General features: G+C 73.0%; 10 protein-coding genes and 1 pseudogene. 1 reads left to right on the forward strand and 10 read right to left on the reverse strand.

Going from position 1 to position 15,209, the window contains the following annotated elements; genetic code table 11:
* Nucleotides 1-106: pseudogene (locus IF01_RS0108525) on the forward strand (ATP-binding protein); the annotation flags it as partial.
* Between the two features lie 102 nt (nucleotides 107-208).
* Here the strand turns inward: IF01_RS0108525 and cimA are convergent.
* From cimA to IF01_RS0108575, 10 genes are all read right to left on the reverse strand, one after another.
* Nucleotides 209-1,825 carry a citramalate synthase gene (gene cimA / locus IF01_RS0108530; protein ID WP_030392691.1) on the reverse strand — a complete coding sequence of 539 codons (1,617 nt, stop codon included), beginning with the start codon at nucleotides 1,823-1,825 and terminating at the stop codon, nucleotides 209-211.
* A gap of 402 nt (nucleotides 1,826-2,227) precedes the next feature.
* Nucleotides 2,228-3,340, reverse strand: a complete 1,113-nt coding sequence (locus IF01_RS0108535) for a branched-chain amino acid aminotransferase (RefSeq protein WP_030392692.1) — start codon at nucleotides 3,338-3,340, stop codon at nucleotides 2,228-2,230.
* 217 nt (nucleotides 3,341-3,557) lie between these two features.
* Complete coding sequence (locus tag IF01_RS0108540) at nucleotides 3,558-4,595, reverse strand: 3-isopropylmalate dehydrogenase (protein WP_030392693.1); 1,038 nt, start codon at nucleotides 4,593-4,595, stop codon at nucleotides 3,558-3,560.
* A gap of 77 nt (nucleotides 4,596-4,672) precedes the next feature.
* Nucleotides 4,673-5,242: a Uma2 family endonuclease gene (locus IF01_RS0108545; RefSeq protein WP_030392694.1), complete on the reverse strand. Its 570-nt coding sequence runs from the start codon at nucleotides 5,240-5,242 to the stop codon at nucleotides 4,673-4,675.
* Between the two features lie 93 nt (nucleotides 5,243-5,335).
* Nucleotides 5,336-8,728, reverse strand: coding sequence for a S8 family serine peptidase (locus tag IF01_RS50925; protein ID WP_030392695.1), 3,393 nt, complete (start codon nucleotides 8,726-8,728; stop codon nucleotides 5,336-5,338).
* Nucleotides 8,729-9,008: 280 nt separating this feature from the next.
* Complete coding sequence (locus IF01_RS48140; RefSeq protein WP_157855184.1) at nucleotides 9,009-9,167, reverse strand: hypothetical protein; 159 nt, start codon at nucleotides 9,165-9,167, stop codon at nucleotides 9,009-9,011.
* 346 nt (nucleotides 9,168-9,513) lie between these two features.
* Nucleotides 9,514-11,097, reverse strand: coding sequence for a phosphoglycerate dehydrogenase (serA, locus tag IF01_RS0108560; protein ID WP_030392696.1), 1,584 nt, complete (start codon nucleotides 11,095-11,097; stop codon nucleotides 9,514-9,516).
* Between the two features lie 257 nt (nucleotides 11,098-11,354).
* Nucleotides 11,355-12,353 (reverse strand): ketol-acid reductoisomerase, encoded by a 999-nt coding sequence (gene ilvC / locus IF01_RS0108565; protein ID WP_030392697.1) that lies wholly within the window; start codon nucleotides 12,351-12,353, stop codon nucleotides 11,355-11,357.
* 136 nt (nucleotides 12,354-12,489) lie between these two features.
* Nucleotides 12,490-13,014 (reverse strand): acetolactate synthase small subunit, encoded by a 525-nt coding sequence (gene ilvN, locus IF01_RS0108570; RefSeq protein ID WP_030392698.1) that lies wholly within the window; start codon nucleotides 13,012-13,014, stop codon nucleotides 12,490-12,492.
* A 35-nt stretch (nucleotides 13,015-13,049) separates the two neighbouring features.
* Nucleotides 13,050-14,903 (reverse strand): acetolactate synthase large subunit, encoded by a 1,854-nt coding sequence (locus tag IF01_RS0108575; protein ID WP_030392699.1) that lies wholly within the window; start codon nucleotides 14,901-14,903, stop codon nucleotides 13,050-13,052.
* Nucleotides 14,904-15,209: the final 306 nt, after the last annotated feature.

The following is a 15,209-nucleotide window of genomic DNA, read 5'->3' on the forward strand; positions in this document are numbered from 1 at the left end:
CAGCACCGAAACCCCCGTCATCACCCTCGACGCCCGACGACGCGACAGCGCCAAGAGCGCCCTCATCACCCTCGTCGAACACGCCCTCCTCGCCCGGCTGCGGTGACCCCGGGGCACCGTTCCACGACGCACGGCCGAACGGCGCGGCCCGCGGACCCTCCGGTCCCCGGGCCGCGTCGTCGTGTCACCGCGGCGGGCTGACCGGCCCTCAGTCCTGGGTCGGGTCCGGCTCCAGTCCGGCCCGCAGCAGGCCGTAGGTGTAGGCGTCCTCCAGCCCCAGCCAGGAAGCGGCCACCACGTTGTCGGCCACCCCGACCGTGGACCAGGTGGCGGTGCCGTCGGTGGTCTCGATCAGCACCCGGGTCTTGGAGCCGGTGCCGTGCTGGCCCTCCAGGATGCGGACCTTGTAGTCCACCAGCTCCAGCTTGGCCAGTTGCGGGTAGATCCGCTCCAGCGCGGTGCGCAACGCCTTGTCCAGCGCGTCGACCGGGCCGTTGCCCTCGCCGGTGGCGAGCATCCGCTCGCCCTTGGCCCACAGCTTGACCGTCGCCTCGTTGCCCGCGCTGCCGCCCGGGCCCTGCTCGCTGATGGTGCGCCAGGACTCCAGGGCGAAGTAGCGCTCGCGGCGGCCGCGGACCTCGTCGCGCAGCAGCAGCTCGAAGGAGGCGTCGGCGGACTCGTAGGTGTAGCCGAGGTTCTCCTGCTCCTTGACCCTGGCCACCACCCGGCCGGCCAGGTCCCGGTCGGTGGAGAGGTCGTAGCCGAGCTCCTTGCCCTTGAGCTCCACCGAGGCGCGGCCGGCCATGTCGGAGACCAGCATCCGCATGGTGTTGCCGACCGTCTCCGGGTCGATGTGCTGGTAGAGGTCCGGGTCGACCTTGATCGCCGAGGCGTGCAGTCCGGCCTTGTGGGCGAAGGCCGAGAAGCCGACGTAGGGCTGGTGGGTGGAGGGGGCGAGGTTGACCACCTCGGCGATCGCGTGCGAGATCCGGGTCATCTCGGCGAGGCTGCCGGGCGGCAGCACCCGGCGGTCGCACTTGAGCTCCAGCGCGCCGACGACCGGGAAGAGGTTGGCGTTGCCGACCCGCTCGCCGTATCCGTTGGCGGTGCACTGGACGTGGGTGGCGCCGGCCTCGACCGCGGCCAGGGTGTTGGCGACGGCGCAGCCGGTGTCGTCCTGGGCGTGGATGCCGAGCCGGGCGCCGGTCGCGGCGAGGACGTCGGCGACGGTGTCGCGCACGCCGGAGGGCAGCATCCCGCCGTTGGTGTCGCAGAGCACCACCACCTCGGCGCCGGCCTGGTGGGCGGTGCGGACCACGGCCAGCGCGTAGTCCCGGTTCGCCCGGTAGCCGTCGAAGAAGTGCTCGCAGTCGATGAAGACCCGGCGGCCCTGCGCCCGCAGGTGGGCGACGCTGTCCCGGACCATCTCCAGGTTCTCGTCCAGGGTGGTGCGCAGCGCCAGTTCGACGTGCCGGTCGTGGGCCTTGGCGACCAGGGTGATCACCGGTGCGCCGGAGTTGACCAGCGCGGCGAGCTGCGGGTCGTCGGCGGCGCGGCCGCCGGCCCGCCGGGTGGCGCCGAAGGCGACCAGCCGGGCGTGCCGGAGGTCCAGCTCCTCGGCGGCGCGGGCGAAGAACTCGGTGTCCCGGGGGTTGGCTCCGGGCCAGCCGCCCTCGATGAAGCCGACGCCGAACTCGTCCAGGTGCCGGGCGATGGCCAGCTTGTCGGCCACCGTGAGGTTGATGCCCTCACGCTGGGCGCCGTCGCGCAGGGTGGTGTCGAAGACGTGGAAGGCGTCGTCGGGGAGGTTGCTCGCCTGGGTCATGACCCTGGGTCTCCGTTCCGGGAGGTCGGTTTACTGCTCTGCCGGTTCTGATTCCGGCTCCACTGTCCAGCATCCCGCGCGCGCCCGGTGTCCCTCGGCCCCTTGTGGGGGCTCCGGCCGGTCCGGGGGAAACAAAAAGACCCCTCGCGGGTGCGAGAGGTCTGCGCGCGGGTCTGGACGCTGGTGGTCGCTGCTCCGCATCGGGTGGTGCGGGAGCGGTCACTGCGGACCGGCGCGCCTGCTGCTAATAATCAGCGAAAGCGAGGACACGTCGGCAGTCTGGCACATCGTCCGCGTCGCGGCCCGCCCGTCTCGGCATCCGGAACGGGCGGGCCGGGACGGGCGGGTGGAGCCGGGGCGCGCCGGGCGGGCTCGACGAGCGGCCCGCCCGGCGGGGCGGGATCAGACGATCCGGTGCAGCCAGCCGTGGGTGTCGGGGGCCTGGCCGCCCTGGATCGCGAGCAGGGCGCGGCGCAGCTCCATGGTGACCGGGCCGGGCTCGCCGGCGCCGACGGTCCAGTCGCCGCCGCGGGACTTGACCGAGCCGACCGGGGTGATCACGGCGGCGGTGCCGCAGGCGAAGACCTCGGTCAGGGTGCCGTCGGCGTTGCCCTGCTTCCACTCCTCGGTGGAGATCTTCCGCTCCTCGACCGCGTAGCCGAGGTCGGTGGCGAGCTGCAGCAGCGAGTCGCGGGTGATGCCGGGCAGCAGGGCGCCGGACAGCTCGGGGGTGACGATCCGGGCGTCCTTGCCCTCGCCGAGGACGAAGTAGAGGTTCATGCCGCCCATCTCCTCGATCCACCGGTGCTCGGCGGCGTCGAGCCAGACGACCTGGTCGCAGCCCTTGGCGGCGGCCTCGGCCTGGGCCACCAGGGAGGCGGCGTAGTTGCCGGCGCACTTGGCGGCACCGGTGCCGCCCGGGGCCGCGCGGACGTAGTCCTCGGAGAGCCAGACCGAGACCGGCTTGACGCCGCCCGGGAAGTAGGCGCCGGCCGGGGAGGCGATGATCATGAAGAGGTAGGAGTTGGCGGGCCGGACACCCAGGCCGACCTCGGTGGCGAACATGAACGGCCGCAGGTAGAGGCTCTGCTCCGGCTCGTTCGGGACCCAGGCCTGCTCCTGCTGGACCAGCAGCTCGACGGCCTCGACGAAGGCCTCGACCGGCAGCTCCGGCATCGCCAGCCGGCGGGCGGAGGCCTGGAAGCGCGCGGCGTTGGCCTCCGGGCGGAAGGTCGCGATCGAGCCGTCGGCCTGGCGGTAGGCCTTGAGGCCCTCGAAGATCGCCTGGCCGTAGTGCAGGGTCATGTTGGCCGGGTCCATCTCGATCGGCGCGTAGGGCGCCAGCTGGGCGTCGTGCCAGCCCACGCCCTCGGTCCAGCGGATGGTGACCATGTGGTCGGTGAACACGCGCCCGAAGCCCGGGTTGGCCAGCCGGGCCTCGCGCTCCGCCTGGGGCAGCGGGTGCGCGGAGGGCTTGAGGTCGAACGTGATGGGCGCCTGGGTGGGCGTGCTCATGGCTGTGTGTCCTTCACCGTGGGGTTGGTCCGGGCCGCCTCCGCCGGTGCTCGTCCCGGACTCTCGCTCCGGTACGGACGCACGACGGCACGGCCCACTGTCGATACTCGCATCCAGAGGGCCGTGCCGAACAGTCGCGGACTCCTTGGAGAACCGCAAGCTGCCGTTATGGGGTCCGGCCCTCGGGCCGGAACACCGTTTGTCGGGTCCCGGCCTCCTAGGCGGATACTCGGGCGGCGAGCGCGTCGCCGACCTGGGAAGTGGTACGGGTGCCGGTCCGCTCGGTGAGGTCCGCGGCGACCGCGGCCTCGATCCGGGCGGCCTCGGCGGCGTACCCGAGGTGGTCGAGGAGCATGGCGACCGACAGCACGGTGGCGGTCGGGTCGGCCTTGCCCTGGCCGGCGATGTCCGGGGCCGAGCCGTGCACGGGCTCGAACATCGACGGGAAGGCGCCGCTCGGGTTGATGTTGCCGCTCGCGGCCAGGCCGATCCCGCCGGTGACGGCGGCGGCCAGGTCGGTCAGGATGTCGCCGAACAGGTTGTCGGTCACGATGACGTCGAACCGCTCGGGCTGGGTGACGAAGAAGATGGTCGCCGCGTCGACGTGCAGGTAGTCGGTGGTGACCTCGGGGAACTCGGTGCCGACCTGCTCGAAGATCCGGGTCCACAGGTGGCCGGCGTGCACCAGCACGTTGTTCTTGTGCACCAGGGTCAGCTTCTTGCGCGGACGCGCCTGCGCCCGGCGGTAGGCGTCGCGCACCACGCGCTCGATGCCGAAGGCGGTGTTGAGGCTGACCTCGGTGGCCACCTCCTGCTCGGTACCGGTGCGCAGCGAGCCGCCGTTGCCGACGTACGGGCCCTCGGTGCCCTCGCGGACGACCACGAAGTCGATCTCCGGCTCGCCGGCCAGCGGCGACTTCACACCCGGGAAGAGCCGGCCCGGCCGGAGGTTGATGTGGTGGTCGAAGGCGAACCGCAGCTTCAGCAGCAGCCCCCGCTCCAGCACTCCGGACGGCACGCTCGGGTCGCCGATGGCGCCGAGCAGGATCGCGTCGTGGGCCTTGAGCTCGGCGAGCACGCTCTCCGGGAGGGTCTCACCGGTGCGGTGGTAACGCCGGGCGCCGAGGTCGAACTCGGTGCTCTCCAGCTTCACATCGGCGGGAAGTGCCGCCTCCAGCACCTTGAGGCCCTCGGCCACCACTTCCTGGCCGATACCGTCACCGGGGACGACTGCGAGACGAATCGTGCGAGACATGCTCGGAGGCTACGCCGATGTCCCAGAGCCTGACATCCGGCGTCCACCATCCGGACAGCACCCCTACTGGGAGCCGATCAGGTGAGATCGATGTCGACCGGGAAGGGCCGGTCGAGCTTCAGCTGCTTGTGGTGGATGCCGGTAAGCCCGTAGAGCCCGGTGGCCGGGTCGATCTCGTAGGTGTGGACCACGGGCCGGCCCTCGTTGCACTCGACCCGCCAGAAGTGGGGGATGCCAGCGGCGGCGTACTTGCGCGGCTTGACCTCGCGGTCGCGCTCCTGGGATTCCTGGGAAACGACCTCGACCAGGAGCAGCACGTCCTCCGGACGGCAGAAGGTCTGGTCGTCGCCGGTGTCCGCCCGCAGGTCGACCACCATCAGATCGGGCTCCGGCCGATTGCGGTCGTCCAGTACCAGCCCCATCCGACGCCAGATCTCCCAGCCGACCGGTACCTGATCGGTCAGGCACCGGTCCAGAACACCGACCGTGCGCGCGTGGAAGCGAGTCTGAGGCGCACTGAACACCAGGCTGCCGAACAGCAGCTCGGTGTGCGGCGGCAGGTCGCACATTCGATCGAGATCGTCGGCGCTGCGACCCTCGGCCGGCGGGCGAAGCCAGTCCGGGTATGGCTCAAGGAGGTCGTCCACCGTTCCACGTTCGCAAGAACGGCGTGACGGAAGCCAGTCGACCACCCGGACGAGGGAGCGCGTGGGCGCGGCCTCGCGCTCCCTCGGAGTGGCTCAGGGCAGGGTCAGGATCTGGCTGCGGCGGCCCTCCGGGTTGAGGTGGTGGAGCAGGAGGACGCGGGACCGGTCGCCGTCGGTGCGGCGGATGTCGAGCAGGGTGGCGGGGTGGACGGGGGCGGCCAGGGCGGTGGGGCCGCCGGGGCCGGTGCGGATGTCGACGGCGGGGTGCAGGACGTCGACGGCCAGGGTGGGACGGGTGCCGCGCAGACCGATCGCGGAGAAGGCGTCGGCCGGGTCCCGACCGGCGCCGGACAGGCCGGTCCACACGGCGTAGTGGACCGTGCTGTGCCCGGCGCGGACGCCCGGGAGGACGGACAGCCGGACCGGAAGGACCACCGTGTCGGAGTCCAGCAGGGCGGTGTCGGTGTCGCCCCAGCGGGCGTTCAGCGGCTGGACGTCGAGTTCGGCGCCGGTGCGGGCGTCCAGGGTGCGGGCCACCAGGACGTCGCTGCCGCGCATCCGGTCGGCCTTGACCAGCACGTCGGTGGTGCCGTCCCCGTCGGTGTCCAGCACGGCCCGGACGCCGAACAGCCCGACCGGGGTGGCGGCCGGGGCCCAGACCTGGGCACCGAGGTAGAGCCGGCCCTCGGCGAGCGGGTCCCCGGCCACGGCGGGCGCGTCGGTGGCGGCCCCCGCGGCCCGCAGGTTGGCCGCGCGGTCGCCGGGGCGCTCCACGCAGACGTCCCGCAGGTGCTCGGCCTCCTCGGTGCTGCCTTCCGGCACGAAGCCCGCGCCGGGGCCGACGGCCGCCCCGCTGTCCGGCGGGCAGTCCGCCCAGCGGGCGCCCTCCCCGCCGAGTGCGAAGGCACTGAGCAGGCCCGGCGCGTCACCGGGCGCGTCGGTGCCGGTGAGCGCGACCACGGCCCCGGAGCGGGTGGTGCGGACCGGGGCGGTGGCGGCCACGTCGGTGGCCGGGCGCGGGGCCGCGAACAGCGGCACCCGCAGGCCCGGGGCGGCCGGGTCGTCCGGGGTCAGCAGCAGCCGGCCGGAGAGCTCGCCCCGGTAGCTGCGGGCCCGGCCGCCCTGGACGGTGGCGATCGTCGGGTCCGGGGCACGGCCGAGCGCGCCGGGCACGCTCAGGGTGACCCGGACCCGCGCGGTGCCGCCGGGCGGCACCTCGATCCGGTCGGGCGCGAGCTCGAAGCGGGCGCCGGGCAGCTCGGTGGCGGCCGCGTAGCCGGTCCGGTAGGCGACCGGGGCCGCGGACAGGTTGCGGACCTCGACCTCGCGCACCAGGGCGAGCGGCCCGGTGACGGCGACCGGGCCGAAGGAGACGCCGACGGCCCCCTCCACCGCGCCCTCCCCCGCCGCGTAGGCGACGGCCGGGGTGCGGACGGCCCGGTCGACGGCGGCCCGGCCGGCGCCGGTGCGCTCGGGCCCGTAGACCGGGCCGGTGCCGCCGTCGCCGAGCCAGGTGTCCCCGGCGGTGTTCATCAGCGCGGCCTTGACCTGCTCGACGGTCCAGCCGGGGTGGGCCGCGCGGACCAGCGCGGCCAGGCCGGCGGCGTGCGGGGTGGCCATCGAGGTGCCGTCCTCGCGCTGGCCGCCGGTGCCGCTGCCGACCCGGGCCGACCAGATGGTCTCGCCGGGGGCGGCGAGGTCCGGCTTGACCACCCCGGGCACGCCGATGCCGCGGGAGGTGAAGTCGGTGAGGGTGTCGAGCCGCTGGGGCTGGTCCTGGGCGACGACGCCGTGCAGCGGGTTGCCCGGCGCGGCGAGGCGGACCCGGACCGGGCCGGCGGCGGCGCCCGCGCGAAGCCGTTCGCCGTCGGCGCGGGCGAGCAGGGCCAGCGGGACCCGGTCGTTGCCGGCGATCTCGGCGAGGTGGTCGTCGTCGGCCGCGAGCAGGGCGCCGAGCGCGCCGGCCCCGGCGACGTGGTCGGCGCGCGGGCCCGAGCCGCAGGCGCGCTCGGACTCGCGGGTGCTCCAGGCGAGCACGGCGATCCGCCCGGCGAGCCGCTGCCGGTCGGCCTCGGAGAAGGCCGTGCAGCCGTCCCGCTGGTCGGCGGGCAGGGCGAGCTCGCCGGCCACGTCGGCGGTGGACCAGTCCTGGTAGCGGGCGCTCCAGTGGGCCGGCACGACCCCGGCCAGCGGCTGCGGGTCGAGCACGGTGAGGCCGTCGGCGTCGCTGTGCGGGTCGACCGAGGCGGCGACGGCGAGCGCCCTGGCGGCGGTGCCGGGGCTGCCGCCGATGGCGTACACGTCGCCCTCGTTGCCCGCGGCGGCGACCACCACGGTGCCGAGCGCGGCGAGCCGGTCGACGGCGAGGGCGTCGGCGTCGTCGGTGGCGCCGAAGCGGCTGCCGAGCGAGAGGTTCAGGACGTCGAGCCGGTCGCTCGGGTCGCCGTCGCCGTCCGGGTCGGCGGCCAGGTCGAGGGCCTCGCCGAGCTGGTCGGTGGAGCCGTCGCAGCCGAACACCCGGATCGCGTACAACTGGGCGCCGGGCGCGGCGCCGGGGCCGACCCGGAAGCCGGCCGGGTCCAGGCCGGGCCGGTAGGGGCCCCGGTAGGGCTGTCCGTCGGTGGTGACGCCGAGGCCGGCGGCGGTGCCGGCCACATGGGTGCCGTGGCCGTTGCGGACGCAGTCGATCGGGTTCTCGTCCGGGTGCGGCTCGGGCTGGTAGTGCGGGGAGGACGGGTCGGGCTGGTAGTCGTCGCCGACCAGGTCGCGGCCGCCGGTCACCTTGGCGCTCGGGAAGAGGCCGGCCGGCGCGGGCTTCGCCCCGTCGACGGAGCGGAACGCCTCCTCGGTGCCGGGGCCGCCGAAGTCGGCGTGGGTGTAGTCGATGCCGCTGTCCGCGATGCCGATCCGCACGCCCCGGCCGGTGTCGCCGCCGTCCGGGCCGCCGTCGGAGGAGGCGCCCGTCCAGACCTCGGGCGCGCCGGTGACCGGCACCGAGTGGGCGTTGTCCCGCTGCTTGCGGACGATCGGGTGAACGGCCGCGACCCCGGGCAGGATGCGCAGCGCGGGCAGCCGGTCGGCGGGGGCGTTGACCGCGAGTCCGGTGACCAGGGTGCGGGTGCGGTAGAGCTCCCGGGCGGCGGGGACGGCCTCGTGGACGGCGTCGGCCAGGCGGTCCAGCGCCGTGGAGGCGCGGGTCCGCTGGGCGGCGCCGGCCCGGGCGGCCTCGCCCCGGACGGCCTCCGGGGAGCGCCGGTTGCGGCGGGCCTCGTCCCCGGCCCGGCGCCAGGCGGGGGCGACCGGTTCGGTGGCGAGTTCCAGCAGGACGGCGACGGGTCCGGCGGCGGAGCGGCCCGGCGGGGCCGACGGGGACGTCGGCGGGCTGCCGGTGGCCGGGGCGGCCCCGGTGAGCAGGGCCGGTCCGGCGAGCAGGGTGAGCGTCAGGCCGAGCCGGGCAAGCGGTCGGCGGACGACGGGATGGCGCATGGTCCTCTCCCCCGGCCGGGGGAACTGATCCGCATCCGGTGCCGCTGACGCCCGCCCGCGCGGCCGTCGATCACCCTTCCGGGGGCCCCAAATTAGGAATATCGCGCCGGTCCGGGCGAGTAACTTCCACCGAACGGCGGCAACTTGCACTCCTGGGAGTGACCCTCCGTCAGTCCGTCCGGCCCATTCGGCGGATGAACGCCGAACGGGCCGGAGGCGGCCCGTCGGAGCCGGCCGACCAGGGGCCGCCGGTCAGTGGCCGGTGGTCAGTGGCGGCCGGTCAGTGGCCGGTGGCGCCGCCGTTGTCGCGGCGGTCCAGCGCCCGCTGGAGCGCGGCGGCGGCGAAGGGGTTCCGCTCCACGGCCCGGCGGCGGCGGGGGGCGCGGGTCTGCGGGGCGGCGGGGGCGGAAGCGGCGTGGCGGTCGGCGGTCGGGGGCATACCGGGGCTCCTTGGTTCGATACGCGCCGTGGGAAACGGACGCGGCGGGGTGGGGAGGAGGGGGGTAGGTACACCGGGCAGGGGTCTCCCGCCCATCGGGTGCGGACGCGCGCACGGGCCGGACGCCCTGGCTACAGGGGCGGCACACCGTGCGGCTGACTCCACGGTACGACCCGCGCCCAGCCGTGTCTGCACGAATACTTGGATTTCCTACTATCTGAGACGGCCGTCACCCGGAGGAACGCGCCAGGGCCCGGACCGCCGTGCGAACGGCGGTCCGGGCCCTGGTCAGGGATGGTGCGGGGTAGTGCGGGGTAGTGCGTGGTGACGCGTGGCGGTGCGGGGCTCAGGCGCCGAGGTCGACCGAGCGGGCGAAGCGGGCGCCGATCTCGGCCGCGATCGCCGACAGCACCTCCTGCGGGATCTCGCTGTCCACGGTGAGGGAGGCGAGCGCGCCGCTGCCGTCGCGGGCGACCTGCATGCCGGCGATGTTGATGCCGGCGTCACCGAGGTGGCGGCCGAGGACGCCGACCACACCGGGCCGGTCCTCGTACTTGAAGAAGGCCATGTGGTCGGTGAGCGCCACGTCCACGTCGAAGGCGTCCACCCCGACGATCTTCTGGACCTGCTTGGGGCCGGCCAGCGTGCCGGAGATGGCGATCTCCTCGCCGTCCGCCAGGGTGCCGCGCACGGTGATGACGTTGCGGTGCTCGGGGCTCTCGCTGGAGGTGGTCAGCCGCACCTCGACGCCGCGCTCCTGGGCGAACAGCGGGGCGTTGACGTAGGACACCGTCTCCGCCACGACGTCCTCGAACACACCCTTGAGGGCGGACAGTTCGAGCACCTTGACGTCGTGCTGGGTGATCTCGCCGCGCACCTCGACGTCGAGCCGGACGGCGACCTCGCCGGCCAGCGCGGTGAAGATCCGGCCGAGCTTCTCGGCCAGCGGCAGGCCCGGCCGGACGTCCTCGGCGATCACGCCGCCCTGGACGTTGACCGCGTCCGGCACCAGCTCGCCGGCCAGCGCCAGGCGGACCGACCGGGCCACGGCGATGCCGGCCTTCTCCTGGGCCTCGTCGGTGGAGGCGCCCAGGTGCGGGGTGGCCACCACGTTGTCGAGGGCGAACAGCGGCGAGTCGGTGCACGGCTCCTTGGCGTACACGTCCAGGCCGGCGCCGGCCACCCGGCCGTCGCGCAGGGCGCTGAGCAGCGCCGCCTCGTCGACGATGCCGCCGCGGGCGGCGTTGACGATCCGGACGGTCGGCTTGACCTTGTGCAGCGCCTCGTCGCCGATCAGGCCGATGGTCTCCGGGGTCTTCGGGAGGTGGACGGTGATGAAGTCCGAGACCTCCAGCAGCTCCTCCAGCGAGACCAGCTTGACGCCCATCTGCGCGGCGCGGGCGGCCTGGATGTAGGGGTCGTACGCGACGATCTTCATGCCGAAGGCGGACATCCGCTGGGCGACCAGCACGCCGATCCGGCCGAGGCCGACGACGCCGAGGACCTTCTCGCTGAGCTCCACGCCGGTGTACTTGTTGCGCTTCCACTCGCCGCCCTTGAGCGCGGCGTTGGCCGGCGCGATGTTGCGGGCGACGGAGATCAGCAGACCGCAGGCGAGCTCGGCGGCGGTGACGATGTTGGAGGTCGGCGCGTTCACGACCATGACGCCGGCCTTGGTGGCGGCGGAGACGTCCACGTTGTCCAGGCCGACGCCGGCGCGGGCGACCACCTTGAGCTTGCGGGCCGCGGCCAGCGCCTCGGCGTCGACCTTGGTGGCGGAGCGGACCAGGATCGCGTCCACGTCCGCGATGGCGGTCAGCAGTTCGGTGCGGTCCGCACCGTTGCAGTGCCGGATCTCGAAGTCCGGGCCGAGGGCGTCGACGGTGGCGGGCGACAGCTCTTCGGCGATCAGTACTACGCCAGATTTCACAGTTGTAGCAGCGCTCACGACAGTGTGTCCTTAACTGTCCGGTTCTCCCCGGATCCGGGCACGAGGGTGGCCTTGCCGGGCGGGGGGAAGGTGGCATGCCGCGTAGCTAGACGCACGACGCTGTGGGCCTGACGCGCACTCGGAAGTGTATCGACGGGCTGGGTAACGGGCTGCTCCCGTCCGGCAAAATCACCCGGACGGGAGCCGCCTTGTTGTACAAGGGGGATACAAACCCGCGAGGGCCCTCCCCCGAGGCCTTACGCCTCTTCCTTGACCCAGCTCATGAGCTTGCGGAGCTTCTTGCCGGTGGTCTCCAGCAGGTGGTCCTCGTCGGCCTTCTTGTACTCGTGGTACTTGGGCAGACCGGCCTTGTACTCGGCGATCCAGGTGTTGGCGAAGGTGCCGTCCTGGATCTCGGTGAGGACCTTCTTCATCTCGGCCTTGGTGTCGGCGGTGATGATCCGCGGGCCGGTGACGTAGTCGCCCCACTCGGCGGTCTCGGAGACCGACCAGCGCATCTTCTCCAGGCCGCCCTCGTACATCAGGTCGACGATGAGCTTCAGCTCGTGCAGGCACTCGAAGTAGGCGATCTCCGGCTGGTAGCCGGCCTCGACCAGGGTCTCGAAGCCGGCCTTCACCAGGGCGGCGGTGCCACCGCAGAGGACGGCCTGCTCACCGAACAGGTCGGTCTCGGTCTCCTCGGTGAAGGTGGTCTTGATGACGCCGGCCTTGGTGGCGCCCAGGCCCTTGGCGTAGGACAGCGCCAGGTCGAAGGCCTTGCCGGTGGCGTCCTGCTCGACCGCGACGATCGCGGGGACGCCGCGGCCCTCCTCGTACTGGCGGCGGACCAGGTGGCCCGGGCCCTTCGGGGCGACCATGCAGACGTCGACGTCGGCCGGGGGCTTGATGAAGCCGAAGCGGATGTTCAGGCCGTGGCCGAAGAACAGGGCGTCGCCGGCCTTCAGGTGCGGGGCGATGTCCGCCTCGTAGACGTCCGCCTGGATCGGGTCCGGCACCAGGATCATGATGACGTCGGCCTCGGCCGCGGCCTCGGCGGGGGTGACCACGCGCAGGCCGGCCTCCTCGGCCTTGGCGCGGGACTTGGACTCCGGCTTCAGGCCGACCCGGACGTCCGCGCCCGAGTCGCGCAGGGACAGCGCGTGGGCGTGGCCCTGGCTGCCGTAGCCGATGACCGCGACCTTGCGGCCCTGGATGATGGACAGGTCGGCGTCGTCTTCGTAGAACAGCTCGGCCACGGGGGCACATCTCCTTGCGAGTGGATTGCCGGGTCTGCGGTGGTTCCTACCGTATGCGGATCCGGCGTCGGGGTGGGGCGGTGCTTCAGGGTTTGAGACGGCGGCGCGTCCCGGAGGGGCGAGGACCGGTCGGGTCCTAGGCGCTGCGGTCGAGGGCGCGCAGCGAGCGGTCCGTGATCGAACGGGCGCCGCGGCCGATGGCGACCAGGCCGGACTGGACCAACTCCTTGATGCCGTAGGGCTCCAGCATCCGGAGCATGGCCTCCAGCTTGTCCGAGCTGCCGGTGGCCTCGATGGTCACCGCGTCCGGGGACACGTCGACCGTCTTGGCACGGAACAGCTGGACGATCTCGACGATCTGCGACCGGGTGTCGTTGTCGGCCCGGACCTTCACCAGGACCAGTTCCCGCTGGATCGCAGCGGACTGGTCGAGTTCGACGATCTTTATCACGTTGACGAGCTTGTTGAGCTGCTTGGTGACCTGTTCCAACGGGAGGTCCTCGACGTTGACCACGATGGTCATCCGGGAGATGTCCGGGTGCTCGGTCGGGCCGACGGCGAGGGAGTCGATGTTGAAGCCCCGACGGGAGAACAGCGCGGCGATCCGGGCGAGCACGCCGGGCTTGTTCTCGACCAGGACGGAGAGGGTGTGCTTGGACATGGGTCGTGGGTTCCCTTGGTCGTTCCGGAAGGGGCTCAGTCGAGGTCGTCGCCGAAGTCGGGACGGACGCCGCGGGCGAACTGGATCTCGTCGTTGCTGGTGCCGGCCGCGACCATCGGCCAGACCATGGCGTCCTGGTGGACGATGAAGTCGATGACCACCGGGCGGTCGTTGATCTCCATCGCCTGCTTGATCACCGCGTCGAGGTCCTCGGGGCGCTCGCAGCGCAGGCCGACGCAGCCCATCGCCTCGGCCAGCAGCACGAAGTCGGGGATCCGGGTGCCCTGGGCCGGCGGCTCGATGCCGTCGTGGCCGGGACCGGCGTGCAGCACGGTGTTGGAGTAGCGCTGGTTGTAGAACAGCGTCTGCCACTGCCGGACCATGCCCAGCGAGCCGTTGTTGATGACCGCGACCTTGATCGGGATGTCGTTCAGGGCGCAGGTGACCAGCTCCTGGTTGGTCATCTGGAAGCAGCCGTCGCCGTCGATCGCCCAGACCGCGGCCTCGGGCCGGCCGGCCTTGGCGCCCATCGCGGCCGGGACCGCGTAGCCCATGGTCCCGGCACCGCCGGAGTTGAGCCAGGTGCCCGGCTTCTCGAACCGGATGAACTGCGAGCTCCACATCTGGTGCTGGCCGACGCCCGCCGCGTAGACGGCGTCCGGGCCGACCAGCCGGCCGATCCGCTCGATCACCTGCTGCGGGGAGAGCTGGCCGCCGGGCGCGGGCTCGTAGCCGACCGGGTAGGTGGTCTTCCACTCGTCGAGCCGCTCCCACCAGTCGCCGTAGTCGCCCTTGTGGCCGGCGTCGAACTCGGCCTGGACGGCGACGATCAGGTCGGCCAGCACCTCGCGGGCGTCACCGACGATCGGCACGTCCGCCGGGCGGTTCTTGCCGATCTCGGCCGGGTCGATGTCCGCGTGGACGACCTTGGCGTACGGCGCGAAGCTGTCCAGCTTGCCGGTGACCCGGTCGTCGAAGCGGGCGCCGAGGGTGAAGAGCAGGTCGGCCTTCTGGAGCGCGGTCACGGCCGGCACGGAGCCGTGCATGCCGGGCATGCCCAGGTGCTGCGGGTGGCTGTCCGGGAAGGCGCCGAGCGCCATCAGGGTGGTGACCACCGGGGCGCCGGTCAGCTCGGCCAGGATGCGCAGCTCGGCCGTGGCGCCGGCCTTCATGACGCCGCCGCCGACGTACAGGACCGGGCGCTTGGCGGTGACCAGCATCTTGGCCGCCTCGCGGATCTGCTTGGCGTGCGGCTTGGTCACCGGGCGGTAGCCGGGCAGCGAGGTCTCGACCGGCCAGCGGAAGGTGGTGGTGGCCTGCAGGGCGTCCTTGGCGATGTCGACCAGGACCGGGCCGGGGCGGCCGGTGGCGGCGATGTGGAACGCCTCGGCGATCACCCGGGGGATCTCGGCCGGGTCGGTGACCAGGTAGTTGTGCTTGGTGATCGGCATCGTGATGCCGCAGATGTCCGCCTCCTGGAAGGCGTCCGTGCCGATCGCCTTGGAGGTGACCTGGCCGGTGATGGCGACGATCGGCACCGAGTCCATGTAGGCGTCGGCGATCGGGGTGACCAGGTTGGTCGCGCCCGGACCGGAGGTCGCCATGCAGACGCCGACCCGGCCGGTGGCCTGCGCGTAGCCGGTGGCGGCGTGGCCGGCGCCCTGCTCGTGACGGACCAGGATGTGGCGCACCTTGGTGGAGTCCATCAGCGGGTCGTACGCGGGAAGGATGGCCCCGCCCGGGATGCCGAAGACGGTGTCCGCACCGACGGCCTCCAGCGAGCGGATGAGCGACTGGGCGCCGGTCATGGTCTCGACGACGTGCTGAGGAGCGGGAGCGTGGGCGGCCGGGGTGTCCCCGCGGCGGGGGGATGCGGCGTGCTCGGTCATCTGCCTGTCTCTTCTCGGTTCTGGCCGGCCCGGTGGTTTGCGGGCCCCGGGGGGTCGAGGGTGGGGTCCCGCTTGCGGGCCGATCGCCGGCTCTGCCCCAATCGTCCCTTTCGCGGGGCCTCGGGGCCAGGGGTCTTGCGGTGGTGGAACAGCGTCGGTGCAACAAAAAACCCCTCGTGCCCAAGGGCATGCGAGGGGTGGCGCGTCGGTCTGTCACGAACGGGGCAGGGCCCGCTCAGCCGACGCGCCCGCCAAGTACGAGAATTCGGGTGCGCATGGCAACGACCTTCCTCCCGCCGAGGGTCG

Source organism: Kitasatospora purpeofusca (assembly GCF_000718025.1).
Classification (GTDB): Bacteria; Actinomycetota; Actinomycetes; order Streptomycetales; family Streptomycetaceae; genus Kitasatospora; species Kitasatospora purpeofusca.